At 74.6% G+C, this 19,509-nt stretch carries 22 protein-coding genes; 9 read left to right on the plus strand and 13 right to left on the minus strand.

All coding sequences use genetic code 11. The features are described from left to right. The first annotated feature begins 18 nt into the window (after positions 1-18). From ligD to EKG83_RS09290, 5 genes are all read left to right on the plus strand, one after another. Positions 19-1,014 carry a non-homologous end-joining DNA ligase gene (gene ligD, locus EKG83_RS09270; RefSeq protein ID WP_033432597.1) on the plus strand — a complete coding sequence of 332 codons (996 nt, stop codon included), beginning with the start codon at positions 19-21 and terminating at the stop codon, positions 1,012-1,014. 282 nt (positions 1,015-1,296) lie between these two features. Next, entirely contained in the window at positions 1,297-1,506 is a 210-nt protein-coding gene (locus EKG83_RS09275) for a hypothetical protein (RefSeq protein ID WP_033432598.1), read from the plus strand. 151 nt (positions 1,507-1,657) lie between these two features. Further along, positions 1,658-4,426: a glycosyl hydrolase gene (locus tag EKG83_RS09280; RefSeq protein ID WP_170191881.1), complete on the plus strand. Its 2,769-nt coding sequence runs from the start codon at positions 1,658-1,660 to the stop codon at positions 4,424-4,426. An 82-nt stretch (positions 4,427-4,508) separates the two neighbouring features. Then, positions 4,509-5,114 carry a DUF2238 domain-containing protein gene (locus EKG83_RS09285; protein ID WP_033432627.1) on the plus strand — a complete coding sequence of 202 codons (606 nt, stop codon included), beginning with the start codon at positions 4,509-4,511 and terminating at the stop codon, positions 5,112-5,114. A gap of 48 nt (positions 5,115-5,162) precedes the next feature. Continuing rightward, entirely contained in the window at positions 5,163-5,852 is a 690-nt protein-coding gene (locus EKG83_RS09290) for a DUF6319 family protein (RefSeq protein WP_033432628.1), read from the plus strand. A 734-nt stretch (positions 5,853-6,586) separates the two neighbouring features. Here the strand turns inward: EKG83_RS09290 and EKG83_RS09295 are convergent. Beyond that, entirely contained in the window at positions 6,587-8,131 is a 1,545-nt protein-coding gene (locus EKG83_RS09295; RefSeq protein WP_033432599.1) for an alpha/beta fold hydrolase, read from the minus strand. Positions 8,132-8,211: 80 nt separating this feature from the next. On the opposite strand from EKG83_RS09295, the gene EKG83_RS09300 reads away from it, so the two are divergent. After that, entirely contained in the window at positions 8,212-9,135 is a 924-nt protein-coding gene (locus EKG83_RS09300; RefSeq protein WP_153277964.1) for an EamA family transporter, read from the plus strand. Between the two features lie 19 nt (positions 9,136-9,154). On the opposite strand, the gene EKG83_RS09305 is transcribed toward EKG83_RS09300, so the two are convergent. The 10 genes from EKG83_RS09305 to EKG83_RS09350 form a co-directional block, all read right to left on the minus strand. After that, positions 9,155-9,802 (minus strand): hypothetical protein, encoded by a 648-nt coding sequence (locus EKG83_RS09305; RefSeq protein WP_153277965.1) that lies wholly within the window; start codon positions 9,800-9,802, stop codon positions 9,155-9,157. A 10-nt stretch (positions 9,803-9,812) separates the two neighbouring features. Then, the gene (locus EKG83_RS09310; RefSeq protein WP_033432601.1) at positions 9,813-10,895 is read right to left on the minus strand and encodes an ATP-dependent DNA ligase; all 1,083 of its coding nucleotides are present in this window, start codon (positions 10,893-10,895) and stop codon (positions 9,813-9,815) included. Between the two features lie 18 nt (positions 10,896-10,913). Further along, positions 10,914-11,582: a hypothetical protein gene (locus EKG83_RS09315; RefSeq protein WP_033432602.1), complete on the minus strand. Its 669-nt coding sequence runs from the start codon at positions 11,580-11,582 to the stop codon at positions 10,914-10,916. Beyond that, on the minus strand, positions 11,579-12,109 hold the full coding sequence (locus EKG83_RS09320) for a DUF6286 domain-containing protein (protein WP_033432603.1): 531 nt from the start codon (positions 12,107-12,109) through the stop codon (positions 11,579-11,581). The genes EKG83_RS09315 and EKG83_RS09320 overlap by 4 nt, the downstream gene beginning before the upstream one ends. Positions 12,110-12,112: 3 nt before the next feature. Then, on the minus strand, positions 12,113-12,499 hold the full coding sequence (locus EKG83_RS48945) for a hypothetical protein (RefSeq protein ID WP_153277967.1): 387 nt from the start codon (positions 12,497-12,499) through the stop codon (positions 12,113-12,115). 5 nt (positions 12,500-12,504) lie between these two features. Beyond that, positions 12,505-12,681: a hypothetical protein gene (locus EKG83_RS09330; RefSeq protein ID WP_033432604.1), complete on the minus strand. Its 177-nt coding sequence runs from the start codon at positions 12,679-12,681 to the stop codon at positions 12,505-12,507. Next, entirely contained in the window at positions 12,678-12,839 is a 162-nt protein-coding gene (locus EKG83_RS09335; RefSeq protein WP_153277968.1) for a hypothetical protein, read from the minus strand. The genes EKG83_RS09330 and EKG83_RS09335 overlap by 4 nt, the downstream gene beginning before the upstream one ends. Then, on the minus strand, positions 12,836-13,090 hold the full coding sequence (locus EKG83_RS09340) for a hypothetical protein (RefSeq protein ID WP_033432631.1): 255 nt from the start codon (positions 13,088-13,090) through the stop codon (positions 12,836-12,838). Before EKG83_RS09340 ends, EKG83_RS09335 begins: the two co-directional genes overlap by 4 nt. Next, entirely contained in the window at positions 13,090-13,536 is a 447-nt protein-coding gene (locus tag EKG83_RS09345; protein ID WP_033432605.1) for an Asp23/Gls24 family envelope stress response protein, read from the minus strand. The genes EKG83_RS09340 and EKG83_RS09345 overlap by 1 nt, the downstream gene beginning before the upstream one ends. A gap of 153 nt (positions 13,537-13,689) precedes the next feature. Further along, entirely contained in the window at positions 13,690-14,442 is a 753-nt protein-coding gene (locus tag EKG83_RS09350) for a pyrimidine reductase family protein (RefSeq protein ID WP_033432632.1), read from the minus strand. Between the two features lie 39 nt (positions 14,443-14,481). On the opposite strand from EKG83_RS09350, the gene zapE reads away from it, so the two are divergent. From zapE to EKG83_RS09365, 3 genes are all read left to right on the plus strand, one after another. Then, positions 14,482-15,489, plus strand: coding sequence for a cell division protein ZapE (gene zapE, locus EKG83_RS09355; protein WP_033432606.1), 1,008 nt, complete (start codon positions 14,482-14,484; stop codon positions 15,487-15,489). Positions 15,490-15,730: 241 nt separating this feature from the next. Next, a complete protein-coding gene (locus tag EKG83_RS09360; protein ID WP_084716714.1) occupies positions 15,731-15,973 on the plus strand; it encodes a DUF3040 domain-containing protein in 243 nt (80 codons plus the stop codon). A gap of 205 nt (positions 15,974-16,178) precedes the next feature. Then, positions 16,179-17,807 (plus strand): ABC-F family ATP-binding cassette domain-containing protein, encoded by a 1,629-nt coding sequence (locus tag EKG83_RS09365; protein ID WP_194283007.1) that lies wholly within the window; start codon positions 16,179-16,181, stop codon positions 17,805-17,807. A 160-nt stretch (positions 17,808-17,967) separates the two neighbouring features. Here the strand turns inward: EKG83_RS09365 and EKG83_RS09370 are convergent, their stop codons facing one another. Further along, complete coding sequence (locus tag EKG83_RS09370; protein WP_033432608.1) at positions 17,968-18,822, minus strand: NAD(P)H-hydrate dehydratase; 855 nt, start codon at positions 18,820-18,822, stop codon at positions 17,968-17,970. Then, entirely contained in the window at positions 18,800-19,504 is a 705-nt protein-coding gene (locus EKG83_RS09375; RefSeq protein ID WP_033432609.1) for a histidine phosphatase family protein, read from the minus strand. Before EKG83_RS09375 ends, EKG83_RS09370 begins: the two co-directional genes overlap by 23 nt. Positions 19,505-19,509: the final 5 nt, after the last annotated feature.

The following is a 19,509-nucleotide window of genomic DNA, read 5'->3' on the forward strand; positions in this document are numbered from 1 at the left end:
GGGACTAGGCTCACCCGGGTGGCCCAAGCGGTGGAACTGGCGGTAGGCGAGCGCGTGGTCCGGGTGTCCAACCCGGGCAAGGTGTACTTCCCCGAGCGGGGCATCACGAAGCTCCAGGTGGTCGAGTACTACCTGGCCGTTGCCGAACCGCTGCTGCGCGTGCTGCGCGACCGGCCCACCACGCTGAAGCGCTACGTCGACGGCGTGACCGGCGAGGCGTTCTACCAGAAGCGCTTGCCCAAGGGCGCGCCCGAGTGGGTCGGCACGGCGCGCGTCAAGTTCCCCTCGGGGCGCCCGGCCGACGAGGTGTGCCCGACCGAGCCGGCCGTGCTGGCGTGGGCGGCGAACCTCGGCACCTTCGACTTCCACCCCTGGCCCGTGCGGCGCGCGGACACCGACCGGCCCGACGAGCTGCGCGTCGACCTCGACCCGCAGCCGGGCACGGGGTTCCGGGACGCGGTGGAGGTCGCGTCGGTCCTGAAGGAGGTGCTGGACGAGCTCGGGCTCGTCGGCTACCCCAAGACCTCCGGTGGGCGGGGCGTCCACGTGGCCGTGCGCATCCGGCCCGAGTGGGACTTCGTGGACGTGCGGCACGCCGTCATCGCGTTGGCGCGCGAAGTGGAGCGCCGGGCACCGGACCGGGCGACCACGTCGTGGTGGAAGGAGGAGCGCGGCGAGCGCGTCTTCCTGGACTACAACCAGGCCGCGCGGGACCGCACCATCGCGTCCGCCTGGTCGGTGCGCGGGACGCCCCGGGCCACCGTGTCGACGCCGGTGACGTGGGACCAGCTGTCCACTGTGGACCCCGACGACTTCGACGTGCTCACCGTGCCGGGGTACCTGGCGGAGCACGGGGACCCGCACGCCGGCCTGGACGACGAGGCGTTCGGCATCGAGACCCTGCTGGACTGGTACGCCGCCGACGAGCGCGGCGAGATGCCGTACCCGCCCGACTACCCCAAGATGCCCGGCGAGCCGCCGCGCGTGCAGCCTTCGCGGAAGAGGGCCGACTGACGCGTCCGAACGGGTGATGATCGACTCCGGGGAAGCCTCGGGGGGTCGCCCGGCCGCACCGGGGACGTGGGCCTGCGGAGCCCGGCCGGTCGACGAGCCGGCGGACTGGACGGCGTTCGTGCGCGCCCGGCGGCCCGGCTGCGTCGAGCGGCAGCGGCGCGGTCTCGACGGGCACCGGTCCGGCGATTGGGTCATCCGGCTGTTCCCGACGCCACAGCGGTCCTGTTCACGCTGGTCCGCCCGTACCATGGAGCCGAACGCCGAACAGGGGGAGGACACCGGATGACGCAGGCGTACGTGGTGCGGTTCGTCGGCGGCCCCCTCGACGGCCGGGTCGACTCGCACGCCAAGGCGCCGGACGAGCCGAAGCCCACCGTCACCCACGTGCACCTCCACGGTGGCCCCAAGATCGTCCACCACTACGACCTCCGGTACGCCGTCGAGTACGGCTGCGAGTACCACCTGAGGACCGAGGGCGACGACGCCCCGTGATCCCGCGTCCGTCCCGCTGAGACGGCTCTGAACAGGGCAAGAAGCGGCGGACCGTAGACAAGCAACAGCAGGGCGTTTACCGTTTGGACCTGTGAGAGCGCTCTCATGCGTTCCCGCTCACAGAGCTGTGAGTCCCTGCTGGAGGTACCCCGTGCGTTCGATCCGCCCCCACGTGGCGGCCCTGGCGGTCGCCGTGCTCGCGGCCGCCGCCGTCCCGCTCGCCACGACCGGCACGGCCGGTGCCGTCACGGTCGGCGCGGGCGGCTATGCCACCACCCGCCCCGCGGGCACGACCGGCCCGACCAACTCCGACGGCGCCGCGGTGACGCCCAAGGTCACCTCGCGGCTGGCCGGCCGCCCCGTCCCGACCAACGACTGGTGGTCGTCGCTGGCCTTCCAGCGCTACGCCGGCAACCCGTACTCCGAGAACATGTACGCCCACCCGCTGACCTTCCACGCGGCGGCGCAGGGCCTGGGCGTCGGCTACCCGACCAGCCCGACCATCACCTCCGACGGCCGCGGCTACGAGTTCATGCACCGGGACGAGCTGTTCGTCGGCGTCAGCGGCCTCAACGCGCCGCGCACGCAGGTCGACGGCTGGTCCGACTGGACCGTCAGTCCTCTGTGGACCGACGGCACCCGCACCCTGCGCACCACCATCGGCCACGGCTCGCCGTACGTCTACGCCGAGGCCACCGGCGGCAACGCCCGGGTCGCCTTCAACGCGCCCACCACGGTCTGGAGCAACACCGGCACCACGCTCGGCGTCACCGTCAACGGCCACGACTACGCCCTGTTCTCCCCGGCGAACTGGTCCCTGGTCGGCACCGCCGAGGCCACCTCGCCCGCGGCGTTCTTCTCCGTCGCCGCGCTGCCCAGTCGCGACGCGCTGAGCCTGTTCCAGCGCTACGCGTTCTCCTTCGTCACCGACACCAAGGTCAGCTGGTCCTACAACTCCGCCAACGCCCAGCTCACCGCCACCTACACGGCCACCACCACCGCCCGCCAGGGCACCCAGACGGGCACCCTGCAGGCCCTCTACCGGCACCAGTGGCTCAACTCCGGCGACACCACCACCGCCTACCGCTACACCTCGCCGCGCGGTGAGATGCGGCTGCGCGAGGGCGCCTCGTTCACCACGCGCAGCGCGTTCAACGGCGTCCTGCCCGCCCTCCCGCTGTCGCCGTCGGCCGACCGCAACCGCCTGCGCGCCGAGATCGACCAGGAGCTCAACGCCGCCGACCCGTGGAAGGGCGCCTCCGACACCTACTGGACCGGCAAGGCGCTGTGGCGGCTGGCCGCGCTGGCCCGGGTGGCCAACCAGATCGGCTACACCGCGGGCCGCGACCGGCTGCTGACCCTGGTCCGCGACCGGCTCACCGACTGGCTCACCGCGAGCTCCGGCGAGACCGGCAGGCTCTTCGCCTACGACGCCACGTGGGGCACGCTGATCGGCTACCCGGCCGGCTACGGCACCGACTCCGAGCTGAACGACCACCACTTCCACTACGGCTACTACGCGCTGGCGGCCGCGATCCTCGCGCAGCACGACGCGACGTGGGCGAGCGACGCCCGCTACGGCGGCATGGTCAAGCTGCTGCTCAAGGACGCCAACAACTACGACCGCGGCGAGACGCGCTTCCCGTTCCTGCGGAACTTCGACGCCTACGCGGGCCACGGCTGGGCGTCCGGCCACGCCGGTTTCGCGCACGGCAACAACGAGGAGTCCTCGTCCGAGGCGATGATGTTCGCCACCGCGGCCGTGCTGTTCGGGCAGGCCACCGGTGACACCGCGCTGCGCGACGCGGGCATCTACCTGCACACCACGCAGGAGACCGCGATCGGCCAGTACTGGTTCGACAAGGACAACGCGACGTTCCCGGCGGGCTACGGCCACGACACCCTCGGCATCGTCTGGGGCGCGGGCGGCAGCTACAGCACGTGGTGGACGGCCAACCCCGAGGAGATCCACGGCATCAACATGCTGCCGATCACCGGCGGTTCGCTCTACCACGCGGACTACAAGGCCGACATCCTCCAGAACATCAACGAGCTGCGCGCCAACAACGGCGGCACCGAGGTGGAGTGGAAGGACGTCATCACCCAGTTCCTCGCCCTGGCCGACCCCGCGCAGGCGCTGGCCCAGTACGGCTCCGGGCTGGAGCCGGAGAGCGGCGACTCGCGCGCCCACGCCTACCACTGGCTGACCTCGCTGGACACCTTCGGCACGCCGGACACCTCGGTCACCGCGAACGTGCCCACGCACGCGGTGCTGAGCAAGAACGGCGCCCGCACCTACGTCGCCTACAACCCCGGCGCGTCGGCGACCACGGTGACCTTCTCCGACGGGCAGTCGCTGAGCGTGCCGGCCTCGTCCACCGCCTGGCGCGGTCCGGCGGGCAGCGGCACGGACTCCGGTTCGGGCGGCACCACCACCACGTCGACGACGACGACCACCACCACCACGACCACTTCGACCACCACGACGACGACCACCCCGCCGACGTCCCGTGACGCGTTCGGCACCATCCAGGCCGAGTCCTACGACCAGCAGAACGGCCTGATCCGCGAGACGACCACCGACACCGGCGGCGGCCAGAACATCGCCGCCATCGCCAACGGCGACTGGGCGCTGTTCCGGGGCGTCGACTTCGGCACCCGCACCGGCAGGCAGTTCGTCGCCCGGGTCGCCAGCGGCGCGGCGGGCGGCGTGAGCGGCCTGGTCGAGGTGCGCCTGGGCAGCCCGACCGCCACCCCGGTCGGCAGCTTCGCCATCGCCAACACCGGCGGCTGGCAGAGCTGGCGCACGGTCCCGGCGAACACGTCGGACCTGACCGGCCGCCACGACGTCTACCTCACGTTCACCAGCGGCCAGCCGGCGGACTTCGTCAACGTCAACTGGATCAGCTTCGGCGCCTGAACGGGCTGACCGCGGACCCGGGGGGTCCCGTGTGGACGACGAGGTCCGCGCGGGGCCCCTCGGCCGTGGCAGGATCGACCGGATGAGACCTGGGGACCGCCTGCCGGTCGCGCTCGGGGTGCTGGTCCTGGTGGCGGTCGGGGTGTCGGCCGTGCACCCGAGGAGCTGGGGCACCTGGCTGCTGGAGGTCGCGCCGATCCTGCTGGCCCTGCCGCTGCTGGTGTGGACCCGCCGCCGGTTCCCGCTCACCCCGCTGGCCTACTGGCTGGTCTTCGGGCACGCCCTGGTGCTCGCGCTCGGCGCCCACTACACCTACGCCGAGGTGCCGCTGGGCGAGCTGCCGTGGTCCGAGCGCAACAACTACGACCGGTTCGCGCACTTCGTGCAGGGCTTCGCGCCCGCCGTGCTGGTGCGGGAGGTCCTGCTGCGCCGCACGCCGCTGCGGCCGGGCGGCTGGCTGTTCGCGCTCGTGTCGGCCACGTGCCTGGCGGTCAGCGCGTGCTACGAGTTCGTGGAGTGGGCGGGCGCGCTGATCGGCGGCGAGGCCGCGGCGGACTTCCTCGGCACGCAGGGCGACGTCTGGGACACCCAGTGGGACATGCTGCTCGCGCTGGTGGGTTCGGTGGTCTCGCAGGGGGTGCTCTCGCGGGTGCACGACCGGCAGTTGGCGCCGTTGTCGGTGGCATAGGGCAAACTGCACGACCGAACACTTGTGCGAGTTGTGGAGGTGGCCGGGATGGCCAGGGCGAAGCCGACCGGGTTGTCGGCCGAGGACGTCGAGCGCCTGCGCGCGGAGCTGGCCACGGGCACGCCGCCCGCGGTCTGGTTCACCTCCGCCGCGGTCGGGGTGGAGGCGGGGCGGTCGGGCAAGGTGGTGGCGTTCACCGAGCCCGCCGAGGGTGACTTCATCCAGGTGCGGCCGACGGGGGACAAGGACGACCTGTCGTTCTCGCCCGCCGAGCTGACCCTGGAGAAGCCCGCGCCGCGCAAGCGGGCGCCCGCACCGCCGAAGGAGGCCGAACCCGCGGCCGCGCCCGCGCCGGTCGAGCACATCTACACGCCCGCGCCGCCGCCGCCCAAGCCGAAGCCCGCCGCGCCGCCCGCGCCCAAGCCGGCCGCCGCCGCGACCGCCGCGAAGCCGGGCGGGGCGCGCAAGAACAAGCCCGCCGAGGTGACGGTCACGCTGGCGTCCACGGCCGAGGGCGAGTGGACGGTCGACGTGCAGTGGGGGTCGAAGCGGACGTTGAAGGCCGCGCCGGTGGCCGCCTCGGCGGTGGCGCAGGCGGCGAAGCTGCTGCCGGCCGAGGTGGACGAGGCGGTGGAGAGCGTGCTCACGGCGGCCCGGGAACGGCACCTCGCGCGGGTGGAGCAGTTGCGCGCGGAGCTGGAGGCGGCCCAGCGGGCGCTGGACGAGCTGAACGGGTGACGGGCCGGGGTGACCCGGGTGGCCCGGGTGGCTGACGGGGCGGGTGGTCGACCGGGTGAACACGCACCGCTACGTGCCGCCGGTCGGCGTTCCGCTATCGAGTGAGGGGCCTTCCCCTGCGCAGCGGTAGGGCGGACCGTGGGGGCGAAATACCTTCGGGTCGCAGGAAGTCCGCTCGATCGCGGGAGGCCAGGATGGTGGTAGAGATCACGACCGCGGAACAGGCCCAACTCGACGGCTGCGGCTGTTGCAACGGCTGCACGGGCCCGGGTTGCGGGTGTTGTTCGAGCTGTTAGCCGGCGCGCAGTCAGTCGGCGCGCGGGTCGACCGCCGGCCCCGGCCGCCCAGGCGAGCCGGGGCCGAGGTGTGAGAAGACCGGGTTGTTTCACTCGAACCGGTGACGTTGGCCCGCGCAGCCCGAGCCCACCCGAGCCCACCCGAGCCAGGGCGGTCAGCCCCGGGCGGCCCGAGTCGGCTTCCGGCCGGCCAAGCCAGTCCCGCTCAACCCCGCCCAGTCCGAGCCACTCTCGCCCAGCCTGAGCTGGCTTCCGCCCAGCCGAGCTAACCCCGCCTAACCCGAGCCACCCTCGCCCAGTCCGAGCCGGCTTCCGCCCAGCCCGAGCCACCCTCGCCCAGCCCGAGCCGGCTTCCGCCCAGCCCGAGCCGGCTTCCGCCCAGCCGAGCCACCCTCGCCCAGCCCGAGCCGGCTCCCGCCCAGCCGAACCACCCCCCACTCAGGGCGGGCAGACCGTGCCCGAAACAGGCACCTTGGCGTTGACCAGGAACTCCTGGGCCGCCGTGGTCGCGCAGACCGACTGGCCCAGCGCACCGTGCCCGCTGCCCTGCCAGGCGACCACCACCCCGGCCGGGAGGGCCTGGGCCGCGCGCTCGCCACCCGCGGCCGGCGTCACCGGGTCCGCGGCCGAGGTCAGCACCAGCACCGGCGGCGCGCCGACCAGCTTCGGCACCTGCACCGCCTGCGGCACCGGGAAGGGACCGCAGGTCAGCAGCTTGCGCGCGAAGTACGCCCCGAACAGCGGGTGCTTCTCCCGCCAGTCCGCGGTCAGGCTGTTCACCCGTTCCGGTGGGATGCGGGTCGTGGTGTCGTTGCAGGTGGTGACGATCCCGGCGTCCAGCCACGGCGGGCTGTCGTCCTGGTCGACCAGCAGCGGTGCGACGAAGGCGGTCAGCTTGCTCCCGTCCCCGCCCTCGGCCGCCACCAGCGCGTCCGCCAGCTGCGGCCACCGCGACCGGTCCGCCAGCCCCACCAGCACCGCCACCGTCGCCGTGCCCGGCGTCAGGTCGACGTCCTCACCGCGCAGCGGCGCGTCCCGCAACGCCTCCAGCAGCGCCGTGAACCGGCTCGTCGCGGTGGCGCCCAGCGGGCACCCGCGCAGCACGCAGTCCTTCTCGAACGCGGCGAACGCCTCACCGGCCGCCACCGCGCGCGCCTCGGCCACGCCCTGCGCGTCCAGCGTCGGGTCGGGCGCGCCGTCGAGCACCAGCCGGCCGATGCGGTCCGGGTACCGGCTCGCGTACGTGGTGAGCACCCGCGAACCCTCGCCGACGCCGATCCCGTTGAGGTGCGGCACGCCCAGCGCCTCGCGCAGCTGCTCCAGGTCGGCCGCGGTGCGCCAGGAGTCGACCGCGGTCAGCCGGTTCTCCAGGTCGATCACGCACTCCTGGCTCGCCTTGGTGAACGCCTCCTGCAGGTCCTCGGAGGTCGGGTCGGCCGGGTCGGCCTCCACGATGGCCGTGCGCGCCGAGTTCGGCACGCACTGCACGCCGTCCGACTGGCCGGTGCCCCGCCGGTCCACGCCGATCAGGGTGAACGTGCTCAGCACCTCCGCGGGCAGCACCGCCGCCAGCCGCGCGGCCTTCAGCGTGCCGGGCTCGCCCTCCGCGTCGCCGACGACCACCAGCGGGGTGCCGCCGGTGCCCACGCGCAGCAGCGCCACGCCCAGGCTGCCGCGACCGGGCCGGTTCGACGCGTCCAGCCGCACGGTCAGCCGGGCGCACTCGTACTCGTGGTCGCCCGCGGGCGCGGTGCCGGCCATCCGGGACTCGGTCTCCTCCGTGCACGACGACCACGTCAGGCCGCCCTGCTCGAAGTCCTCCAGCGGCGGCACCTCTCGGGGACCGGAGGGCACCGCGGCCTGCGCGCTCTCGGCGCCGTCGCCGCGCACGGCGATCACCGGCCGGGTCGAGGGACCCGCGCTGCACGCGGCGAGCGCGCTCAGGGCCACCAGGATCAGGGCGGCGTGACGCCGACGCGGCACAGCAGGTCCTCGCTCTCTCCCAACAGAGTGGGGGAAGCCTCACACAATCCAGGTGAGAACCCGGTGAGCGGGGTGTCAGGATGGTCGCCGTGGTCATGGTGCACGTCGAAGGGCTCCCCGAACGCAGGTACCACCGCGCGGGGCCGCTCGCGCTCGCCGCCAGGGCGTTCGGCGCGATACCGCCACCCGCCCTGGTGCTGCTGGGCGTGGTCAGCGTCCAGGTGGGCGCGGCGGTGGCCAAGCAGCTGTTCACCGTGGCCGGTGCGACCGGCACGGTCATGCTGCGGCTGGTGCTGGCCGCGGTGGTGCTGCTGGTGGTGTGGCGGCCGTCGCTGCGGCTGGACCGGCGCACCTGGCTCGTCGTGGCCTCCTACGGCCTGGTGCTGGGCGCCATGAACCTGAGCTTCTACCAGGCGATCAAGCACATCCCGCTGGGCGCGGCGGTCACCATCGAGTTCCTGGGCCCGCTGGCGGTGGCCGTGCTGGGCTCGCGGCGCTGGCTGGACGGGCTGTGGGCGCTGCTCGCGGCGTCCGGCGTGCTGCTGCTGACCAGGGTGGACGGTGGCCTGGAGCTGACCGGCGTGCTGTTCGCGCTGGGCGCGGGCGCCTGCTGGGCCGGGTACATCCTGCTGGCCGCCGCGCTGGGCAACCGCACCTCCGACGGCGGCGGCCTGGCGCTGGCGATGGTGTTCGGCTCGGTGCTGGTGCTGCCGTTCGGCATCGCCGAGGCCGGTACCGCGCTGCTCGACCCCGTCGTGCTGGTCGCGGGCGCGGCGGTGGCGCTGCTGTCGTCGGTGGTCCCGTACTCGCTGGAGCTGGAGGCGCTGCGCACCATCCCGCCGCGCGTGTTCGGCATCCTGATGAGCCTGGAGCCCGCGGTCGCCGCGCTGGCCGGGCTGCTCGTGCTGCACGAGGGGCTGCACGCGGCGCAGTGGGTCGCGGTGTTCTGCGTCGTGCTGGCGTCGATCGGGGCCACGCGCACGGCCAGGCCGCCGGAGGTGTAGCGGCGGCGCGCGGCGGGTGTCAGGGCTGCTGCCCCGGCTCCGGTCCGCGGTCGGGGGCGGTGCCCGGGGTGCTGCCGGCCCCCGGGGTGCTGTTGGCCCCGACGTCCGGAGCGTTGTCGGCCCCGGTCTTCGGGGTGCTGTTCGTCCCGGCGTCCGGAGCGTTGTCGGTCCCGGTCTTCGAGGCGCCGTCCGACCCGGTGTCCGGCGTGTCCCCGGTCCCGGAGTCCGGCTCGGCATCGGTGCCCGGCTCCGCGCTCAGCCTGCCGTCCAGCAGTTCCCCGCCGCGCTGCTCGAACTCGGCCGCGTAGGCCGCCGAGTACTTCCGGTAGACCGCGAGCCGGTCGCCGCCCGCCGCCACCTCCGCCCGGAACTCGTCCCGCAGCAGGCGCATGGTGTTGACGTCCGAGCGGCGCTTGTTGCTGTGCAGGTACGGCTTGAACGTCACGTTCAGCCCGCCCACCACGGCCGCCGCCAGCAGCAGCACCTTGCCCAGCGGCGTCTCCGACGAGGTGAACCCCACCGCCAGCACGGCGGGCACCAGGATCATCACCACCGTGTAGGACATGCCGGTCGTCCGGTGCACGTTGCGCCACAGCGACAGCCGGCGGCAGTCCTGCCGCATGCGGTCGTCCAGTTCGCCGATGAGCGCGTCCACGTCCCCCACCACGACCTGCAGGCTACGCCGGTCGCACCTCACCGCGAAGGACCGACTCCACGTCGTAACGAGCCGGTTGTTCGAGCTGGTCGTAGCGGCACGACCCGGCGTCCCGGTCGGGCCGCCACCGGCGGAACTGGCCGTTGTGGCGCAGCCGGGCGGGCGCGGCGCCCTCGGTCTGCGTGTAGGAGATCTCCAGCACCCGCTCGGGCCGCAGCGGCACCCACTCCGCCTGCTTGCCCCGCCACCGGTTGATCTCACCGGGCAGCCGGCGGCCGTCCGGCTCGACCAGCCACGGGTGGTCGCCGTCGGTGATCAGGTCGGCCAGCTCGGACGCCAGCGCGCGCCGCTCGGCGGCCTTGAACGACCCGACCACGCCCACGTGGTGCAGCACGCCTTGGTCGTCGTGCAGGCCGAGCAGCAGCGAGCCGACCGCCGTGCCCGGCTCGGTGTCCTTGTGCCAGCGCAGGCCCGCGACCACGCACTCCGCGGTGCGCGCGTGCTTGACCTTGACCATGGTGCGCTTGCCGGGCGTGTAACCGCCGGTCGCGGGCTTGCCGATGACGCCGTCCAGGCCCGCGCCCTCGAACAGCTCGAACCACTGCGCCGCCACCGCCGCGTCCGCGGTCGAGGGCGTCAGGTAGAGGGAGTCGCCGGGGGTGATCAGGCCCTCCAGCACCTCCCGCCGCCGCGCGCACGCCTCGTCCAGCAGCACCCGGTCGCCCAGGGCGAGCAGGTCGAACGCCACGAACCCGGCGGGCTGCTGCTCGGCCAGCAGCGCGATGCGGCTCGCCGCCGGGTGGATGCGCTCGGTCAGCGCGTCGAAGTCCAGCTTGCCGCCCTTGGCCACGACCAGCTCCCCGTCCACCACGACCCGCGGCGGCAGGGTGCGCCGCAGCGCGGCCTCCGCTTCGGGGAAGTAGCGGTTGAGCGGCTTGCCGCTGCGCGACTGGAGGACCACCTCGTCGCCGTCGCGGAACACCAGGCACCGGTAGCCGTCCCACTTCGGCTCGAACAGCAGGTCCGAACCGGTCGGGATGGCGTCCACCGCGGTGGCCAGCATGGGCTGGACGGGTGGCTTCAGCGGGAGCGGCACGCCGGCCATCCTGCCCGGTGAACAGCGCTAATGCACGCGTTTGCGCTCTTTCGCGCCCAGCTCCAGCACCACGGCCGCGGGCACCGTCGCCTCCAGGGCGGTGCGCGCCCCGGCCAGCACCCGGGCGTCCAGGGCCTGCCACACCGCGCGCACGTCCGCGCCGGGCCGCAACACCAACCGCACCCGCAGCGCGGGCGAGCCCACCGCCGACACCCGCTTCCCGGCGTCTGCCCGTGCCGCCGCGTCCGGCGCTTTCGGTGCGCCTGTCGCCGACACCCGCTTCCCGGCGCCCGTTCGCACCGCCGCGTCCGGCGCTTTCGGTGCGCCCGATGCGCCCACCACCGACACCCGCGCCGCGGCCACCCCGTCGACCCGCTCGGCGTCCGCCCGCACCGCCGCGGCCAGCGCGTCCGGCGTGACCACCAGCCCGTCGTCGAGCACCAGGTCCGGGTGGGCCTCCGACCGCACCGCCCGCCACGCCCACAGCAGCCCGGACAACACCGCCAGCAACCCCGCCACGACCAGCCCGGCCCGCACCCACGGCAGGTGCCCGCGCGCCCAGTCCAGCGCGACCGGGTCCAGCACCGGCCGGTCCACCCGCCAGTAGTGCAGGGCCAGGGCAGCGAACCCCAGCAGCAGCGCGACGAGCCCGACCAGCACCGCCATGGTCCGCTCGGTGCGGCAGGAACGGATCACCGGCCCTCCCGGTCCTTCGGCGAGAGGACGACGACGGACACGGCGGGCCTGTCGGCCAGCGGCAACTCCTCGACCACCGCCCGCGCCACCTCCAGCAGCCGGGGGCGCAGCGCGGCCTCGTCGTGGGTGCGGCTCACCGCGCGCACCCGGACCCGGCGCCGCGAGGCCGTCACCGACGCCTCCACCACCCCCTGCTCGACCCGCACGCGGCGGCCGACCACCCGGGCCAGCGAGGCGGGCGTGATCGCCACCCGCACCCGGTCCGCCGGGGCGTCCAGCGGCACCAGCGGGGCACGCGCGGCGAGCGCCACGACCAGCAGCACCAGGCCGCCTGCCGCCATGCACGCGCCGACCAGGGGGACCGGGCGGTCGGTCCAGGTCCAGGCGGTCGGGGAGAGGCCGGTCAGCGGGCCGACCAGCGAGCCCTGACCGACCCACCGCCACCCCACCTCGACCACGACGAGCAGCCCGGCGGCGGCCAGCGCCAGCCCGAGCAGCGGGGACAGCACCCGCAGCACCACCCGCACCGCTCACCCCACCCCGGGCCCGCCGCGCAGCGCCGTCACCGTCACCAGCACCGACCGGACCCGGTACCCGGTGATCCGCTCGACCTCCCCGGCGACGCACCGCCGCACCTCGGCCGCCGCCGCCCGGAGCGGCGCCGGGTAGGCCAGCGCCACCCGGACCGCCACGGCCACATCCGGCCCACCGGGAACGGCGGCGCCCGACTCGGCACCACCCGGCCCGTCGGCCGGCCCGTCGTCCAACCCGCGGTCCGGCCGCCCGTCGTCCAGTCGGATCGCGCCACCCACCCCCGCACCGTCCACCCGCGCCACCCCGTCGGGCACCGCGCCCGGCACCAGGCGCACCGCGTGCGCGGCCACCTTCCGCACCACGGACGAGTGAATCTCCAGCACCCCGGTCACCGGTCGCGCCCGCGGCCGAGCAGGTCGCCCAGGTCCAGCCGCCCGTCGAGCACCCGGCCCACCACCACGCCGATCACGCCCACCGCGAGCGTCACCACGAAGGCACCGAACCCGTTCGTCGCCGCCAGGCCCAGCACCAGGCCCGCGACCAACCCGGTCTGCGTCGCGCTCATCGCCCCTCCCCGCCACCCGGCCGCAGCAGGCGGCGCCACCACGGCCTGCGCTCCGCCGACGGCTCCCGGTGCGCGGCCAACTCCTCGCGCAGCGCCGCCAACCCCAGCGCGAACGCCTCCGGGTCACCGCCGTCCGCGCGGGACCGCCCGCGGCTCACGCGTCCACCAGGTCGGCCACCACGACGTCCACGGGCACCGGCCCGGCCACCGCGCCGACCCGCTCGCGCAGCTCGGCGACCACCTCGGGGATCGGGTGCCCGAGCCGCAGCACCACGGCGACCTCCACGCGCTCCTCCACCCGCACCCCGACCACGCGCCGCCCGGGCAGGCAGGAGCTGAATACCCCGTCGAGCCGCGCGACCGCGGGGTGGGCCAGCAGCGCGGCCTCGACGTCCTCGGACACGTGCATCACTCGACCCTCGACTGCCCGGCGGGCTGCTCGTCGTCCTCGGGCAGGTGGATGTCGTTGACCGCGATGTTGACCTCGATGACCTCCAGGCCGGTGATCCGCTCCACCGAGGTGATCACGTTGCGCCGCACGGCGCGGGCCAGGTCGACGATGCCCGCCCCGTACTCGACCACCAGGTCCAGGTCGATCGCGGCCTGCTTCTCGCCGACCTCCACGGCAACGCCCGCCGTGTTCGCGGTGCCCGCGCCGGGGATGCGCTCGCGCAGCGCGCCGAACGCGCGGGACACGCCGCCGCCGAGCGCGTGCACGCCGGAGATCTCCCGGGCCGCGATGCCCGCGACCTTCTGCACCACCGACGAGGCGATGGTGGTCCTGCCCTGCGAGGTGTCCTCGGCGAGCCGGGCGGGTGGGCCGCCCTCCGCTGCGGCGGCGCTGCTCTCGGCCATGGCGGTCCTTTCGACTCCGACTCCCACACCGACCCCGGTGCCGGCACCGGACTCCGGTGCCGACGACGTCGTGCACCCGTTCGGATGCGGACTGTGCCCAGATCGCGCCGCCACCGCGACCCGAGTCACCCGTCAGTGTCAGTTCAGGTCACTTCACCCCGCTCGCCCCGCGCCCGCCCACCGGTACCGCAACAGCAGCGTGCTGTCGTCGTGGAGCACCGACTCCAGCTCCAGCGCCCGCCGCGCCTCCGGCAGCCCCGCCGTGATGCGCCCCGCGTCACCGCCGACCAGCAGCGGGGACAGGGTCAGGCACAGCACGTCCACCAGCTCCTCGGCGACCATCGCCCCGAACAGCGCCGGCCCGCCCTCGCAGGAGATCCGCCGCAGCCCCCGCTCGTCCAGCGCCGCCAGCGCCGCGCGCAGGTCCACCGAGGTGTCGCCGACCACCACGACGTCCGCCCCGGCCTCGGCCAGGGCCCGCCGCCGCGCCTCGGGCGCCGCCGCGGTGGTGAGCACGATCGGCGGGACCAGCGTGCTGGTCACCAGCGGCGAGGTCGGCTCGACCGAGCACCGCGCGGTGACCACCGCGATCGGCGGCACGGGCGCCAGCCCCAGCCGGGCCCGCCGCTCGGCGCGCACCTCGCGCACCTTGATCCCCTCGTAGCCCTCGGCCGCCGCGGTCCCGTGCCCGACGAGCACCGCGTCGCACAGGTCGCGGGTCAGCGCGAGGACCCTCCGGTCGGCCGCGTTGCCCAGCCCGCGCGAGCGGCCCGCGAAGGTGACCGCCCCGTCCACGCCGGACACGAAGTTCGCCTGCACCCAGGGCCGGGTGAGCGCGTCGGGGTAGTCGTAGAGCCCTTCCAGCTGCTCGTCGGGAAGCTCGCCGTCACGTGGTGGCCACAACATCCGCACGACCACATCCCAGCACGCCGTTAGGCTTCGGGCATGTCCGCCACGCGCCTCGCCGACCGAACCCCGCACGTCGAGGCGGACGAGCTGGTGGCGGCGATGGTCCCGCCGCCGAGGTTCGACCGGGTGCGCTTCGACACCTACCTGCCCAACCCCGACGAGCCGAGCCAGGCCGCGGCCGTGCGGGCGTGCCGGGAGTTCGCCGAGCGGGTGTCCGCCGGCGGCGACCGGGGCTGGCTGGGGTCGCTGTTCAAGCGCTCCGCGCGGCCCGACGACAAGCCCGGCCTCTACCTCGACGGCGGCTTCGGCGTCGGCAAGACCCACCTGCTGGCCTCCACCTGGCACGCCGTGCCGGGCCCGAAGGCGTACGGCACGTTCGTCGAGCTGACCAACCTGGTCGGCGCGCTGGGCTTCGCCGAGACCGTGCGGCGGCTGTCCGGGCACCGCCTGCTGGCCATCGACGAGTTCGAGCTGGACGACCCGGGCGACACCATGCTGGTCACCCGCCTGATCAAGGAGCTGACCGCGGCGGGCGTGTCCGTCGCCGCGACGTCCAACACGCTGCCGGACAAGCTGGGCGAGGGCCGCTTCGCCGCCGCCGACTTCCTGCGCGAGATCCAGTCGATGGCGGCGCGGTTCACCGTGGTCCGGGTCGACGGCCCCGACTACCGCCACCGCGGCCTGCCCGACGCACCGCCGCCCCTGGCCGACGACGACCTGCGCGCCCGGCACGCCGGCACCCCGGGCAGCACCCTCGACGACTTCGCCGAGCTGTGCCGGGCCCTGGCCCGCATCCACCCCTCCGGCTACGGCCGCCTGGTCGACGGCGTCACCGCCGTGCACCTGAGCGGCGTCCGCCCCGCGCCCGACCAGGCCGTGGCCCTGCGCCTGGTGGCCCTGGGCGACCGCCTCTACGACCGCGACATCCCGGTGGCCGTCTCCGGCGAACCCCTCTCCGAGCTGTTCACCGACGAGATGCTCCGCGGCGGCTACCGCAAGAAGTACCTCCGCGCCATCTCCCGCCTGGTGGCCCTCTCCCGCTGACCCCCGCGGGTCGAACCCCCAGCCCCCTCGTGTCGAACCCCCGGTACCCCCGAGTTCGACGTTCAGCTCCCGCGAGTCCTCCGGTCCGGCACCGCGTGTCCTCCGTTCCGGCACCGCGAGTCCCTCACCCGGGCACCGCGCGTCCTCCGGCCCGGCACCGCGAGTCGTCCGTTCGGACACCGCGAAACCCACCGTTCGGGGTCGGTTTTGCCAGGTGGGGCCCGGGTATCCCTCGCCCGTGATGAGCGAAGCGGAACGCCGCACCCTCAGCGAGATCGAGATGAGACTCATGGACGAGGAGCCGGCCCTGGCGTCGGCGCTCGTCGCCGGGAAGCCCGACAACCCGGTCCTCAGCTACGCCCTGGTCGCCGTGTTCGCCGGTCTGGGCGCGCTGCTGCTGGTACTCGGTTCCTTCGGCCCGGCGCTGGGCTCCATCGGGTTCGCCGCCGTGCTGGTCCTGATGCGCGGGTACACCTGGCGCTAGGCGACGGGCGGGTGCCGCCGGTCGGCCGCGGCATGCTCATCCACGCGCCGCCGGCGACCCACCGCCCTCGCCCGAAGCCCCAGCCCGATGCCCCAAGCCGAAAGCCCCAAGCCCGTCCCTCGGTGCCCGACGCCCGGCGCCCGGACCCGGGGTCCGAAAACCGGAACCCAAAACCGCTCGCCACGACCACCCCTCGTGGCCGACCATGCCCGACGTGGGATTCCTCGACGCCAACGGCCTCGCCTTCCGCCTGCCCGACGGCCGTGAACTGTTCCGCGACGTCTCCTTCAAGGTCGACGCGGGCAGCGTGGTCGCCCTGGTCGGGGCCAACGGCGTCGGCAAGACCACCCTGCTGCGCATCCTGTCCGGCGAGCTGGCACCGGGCGCGGGCAGCGTCCGCGTGCAGGGCGGCCTGGGCGTGATGCCGCAGTTCGTGGGCTCGGTCCGTGACGAGAGCACCGTGCGCGACCTGCTGCTGGCCGCTTCGCCACCACCCCTGCGCGCCGCCGCCGCGGCCCTCGACGCGGTCGAGCTCCAGCTCATGGAGACCGACGACGAACCGACCCAGCTCCGCTACGCCGACGCGCTGACCGCGTGGGGCGAGGTGGGCGGGTACGACGCCGAGGTCCTGTGGGACACCGTGACCGTGGCCGCGCTGGGCGTGCCGTTCGACCGGGCGCGGTTCCGCGAGGTCCGCACCCTCTCCGGCGGCGAGCAGAAGCGCCTGGTGCTGGAGGCCCTGCTGCGCGGCCCCGAGCAGGTCCTGCTGCTCGACGAGCCGGACAACTACCTGGACGTGCCGGGCAAGCGCTGGCTGGAGGCCCGCCTCACCGACACCGGCAAGGCCGTGCTGCTGGTCAGCCACGACCGCGAACTGCTCAACGTCGCCGCCACCCGCGTGGTCACCGTCGAGGCGCACTCCGCGTGGACGCACGCCGGCTCCTTCGGCACCTGGCACGACGCCCGCCGCACCCGCATCGAGCGCCTGGCCGAGCTGCACCGCCGCTGGGACGAGGAGCACGAACGGCTGAAGGAGCTGGTCCGCACCCTCCAGGTGCAGGCGCGGATCAGCGAGGTCATGGCGGCCAAGTACCGCGTGCAGCGGGCCAAGCTGGAGCGGTTCGAGGAGGCCGGCCCGCCGCCGGAGCTGCCGACCGACGAGAAGGTGGCACCGCGCCTGCGCGGCGGCCGCACCGCCGTCCGCGCCGTCACCTGCGCCGACCTGGAGCTGACCGGCCTGATGAAGCCGTTCGACCTGGAGGTCTTCTTCGGCGACCGGGTCGCGGTGCTCGGTTCCAACGGCTCGGGCAAGAGCCACTTCCTGCGGCTGCTGGGTGGCGACGACGTCGCGCACACCGGCTCCGCGCGGCTGGGCGCCCGGGTGGTGCCCGGCCTGTTCGCGCAGACCCACCAGCACCCGGAGTGGATCGGCCGCACCCTCGTCGACATCCTCTGGCACGGCGAGGACGGCCGCGCGGGGCGCGACCGGGGCGCCGCGATGGCCGTGCTCAGCCGCTACGGCCTGGGCAGGCAGGGCGACCAGCGGTTCGAGACGATGTCCGGCGGCCAGCAGGCGCGGTTCCAGGTGCTGCTGCTCGAACTGTCCGGCGCCACGATGCTGCTGCTCGACGAGCCGACCGACAACCTGGACCTGAACTCGGCCGAGGCGTTGCAGCGGGCGCTGGAGGAGTTCACCGGCACGGTCGTCGCGGTCACCCACGACCGCTGGTTCGCCCGCTCCTTCGACCGCTTCCTGCTGTTCCGCTCCGACGGGCGGGTGGTCGAGGTGCCCGAGCCGGTGTGGGACGAGGCGCGGGTCGAGCGGGTGAGGTGAGCGCCCGGGGTGACCGCGTCGCCCCTGCCCGCCGGTCGCCGACGTGCTCACCGGCGCCCGCCGCGCGGCGCCCTGCCCCGGCGGTCGCCGCGCGGGCGTGCGGGGCCCCGCGCCCGGGGTCGTCGCCGCGCACTCCCCGGCCGGCCCCGGTCACCCGCGCCTAGCGCGACCGCAGCTCCACCAGCACCTGCGGCACCTCGGCCAGCAGCTCGCGGGCCAGCATGCCGGTCAACCCGGTGCGCGGCACGAGCCGCTGCCCGGCCATCGCGTGCACGTGCCCGGCCCAGCAGGTGGCGCGCGCCAGGTCCGGGTCGCGGGCCAGCAACCCGCCGACCAGCCCGGCCAGCACGTCACCGCTGCCCGAAGTGGACAGTCCCACGTGGCCGGTGCTGTCCCGCCACACCCGCCCGTCCGGCGCGGCCACCACGCCCATCAGGTTGACCACCGCGTCGTGCTTCCCGGCGATCGCGGCGGCGGCCTCCACGTGGTCGTCGACCTCCTCGCCCAGCAGGTAGCCCGCCTCGACGGTGTTCGGGGTGAGCACCATCCGCCCGCGCACCGGGTCGCCCAGCGCCGGGTGCGTGCCCAGGGCGCCGAGCGCGAACGCGTCCAGCACCACGGGGCCGCGCACCAGCGGCAGCAGGCCCTCCAGCAGGGCCGTCGTCTCGTCCGGGTCGGTCAGCCCCGGCCCGACGACCACCGACGCGGCCTCGCCGACCAGCTCGCCCAGCACGTCCACCGCCGCGCGCGAGATCGCGCCGGAGCCCGTCTCGGGCAGCCCGACCACCAGCGCCTCGGGCACGGCCAGGCCCAGCCCGGACGCGTGCCGCTCGGCGATGGCGAGCTGCAGCGTCTCGGCCCCGGTGCGCAGCGCCGCGATCCCGGCCAGCAGCACCGCGCCCGGCGTGCGCCGCGCACCGCCGACCACCAGCACCGTGCCGCGCTCCTCGTGCTCGGGCAGCCACTCGCGCAGCAGCGCGGAGGTGACCGGTTCAGGCGGACCTGGTCGTGGCATCCTCGGTCTCCGTCGGTTCGGCTCCGTGGGCGCGGAGGTGGTCGGACTTGAACTCCTCCTCCAGTACCCAGCGACCGCCCTCCCGACGCCACGAGCTCAGCGCCCCGTTGGGCACCACCGAGTTGTGCGCGTAGGCCAGCAGGTCCCGCTCGGGCAGGTGCTCCAGCAGGTAGCGCAGCAGGAAGTGGGTGATCTCGTGCCCGAACAGCAGCACCCGCCGCCCGTCGAGGTCGCGCAGCAGCGACCGCAGCCGCAGGGCCACGTCCGCCCACGACTCGCCGCCCGGCGGCCGGTAGTAGAACTTGCCCAGCCGCCGCTTGCGCACCAGCTCCTCCGGGTACCGGGCGGCCACGCCGTGCGTGGTCAGCAGGTCCAGCACGCCCAGCTCGCGGTCCCGCAGCCGCTCGTCGACCAGCATCCGGGGGTGGCCGCGCAGCGCCAGCCCGGCGGTGTCCAGGGCCCGCAGGTAGGGCGAGGACACCACCAGGTCCGGCCACTGCTCGCGCGGCATCCCGGCGAACCACCGGCCCAGCGCGCGCCCCTGGGCCACGCCCCCGTCGGACAGCGGCACGTCCGCGTCCCGCTGCCGGATGTCGATCACCTCGTGGCCACCGGACTCCGCGACCTCGCGGGCCACGTTGCCGGTGCTCTCCCCGTGCCTGACCACTCCGATCCAGTCCACACCGC

It is taken from the genome of Saccharothrix syringae (assembly GCF_009498035.1).
GTDB lineage: Bacteria > Actinomycetota > Actinomycetes > Mycobacteriales > Pseudonocardiaceae > Actinosynnema > Actinosynnema syringae.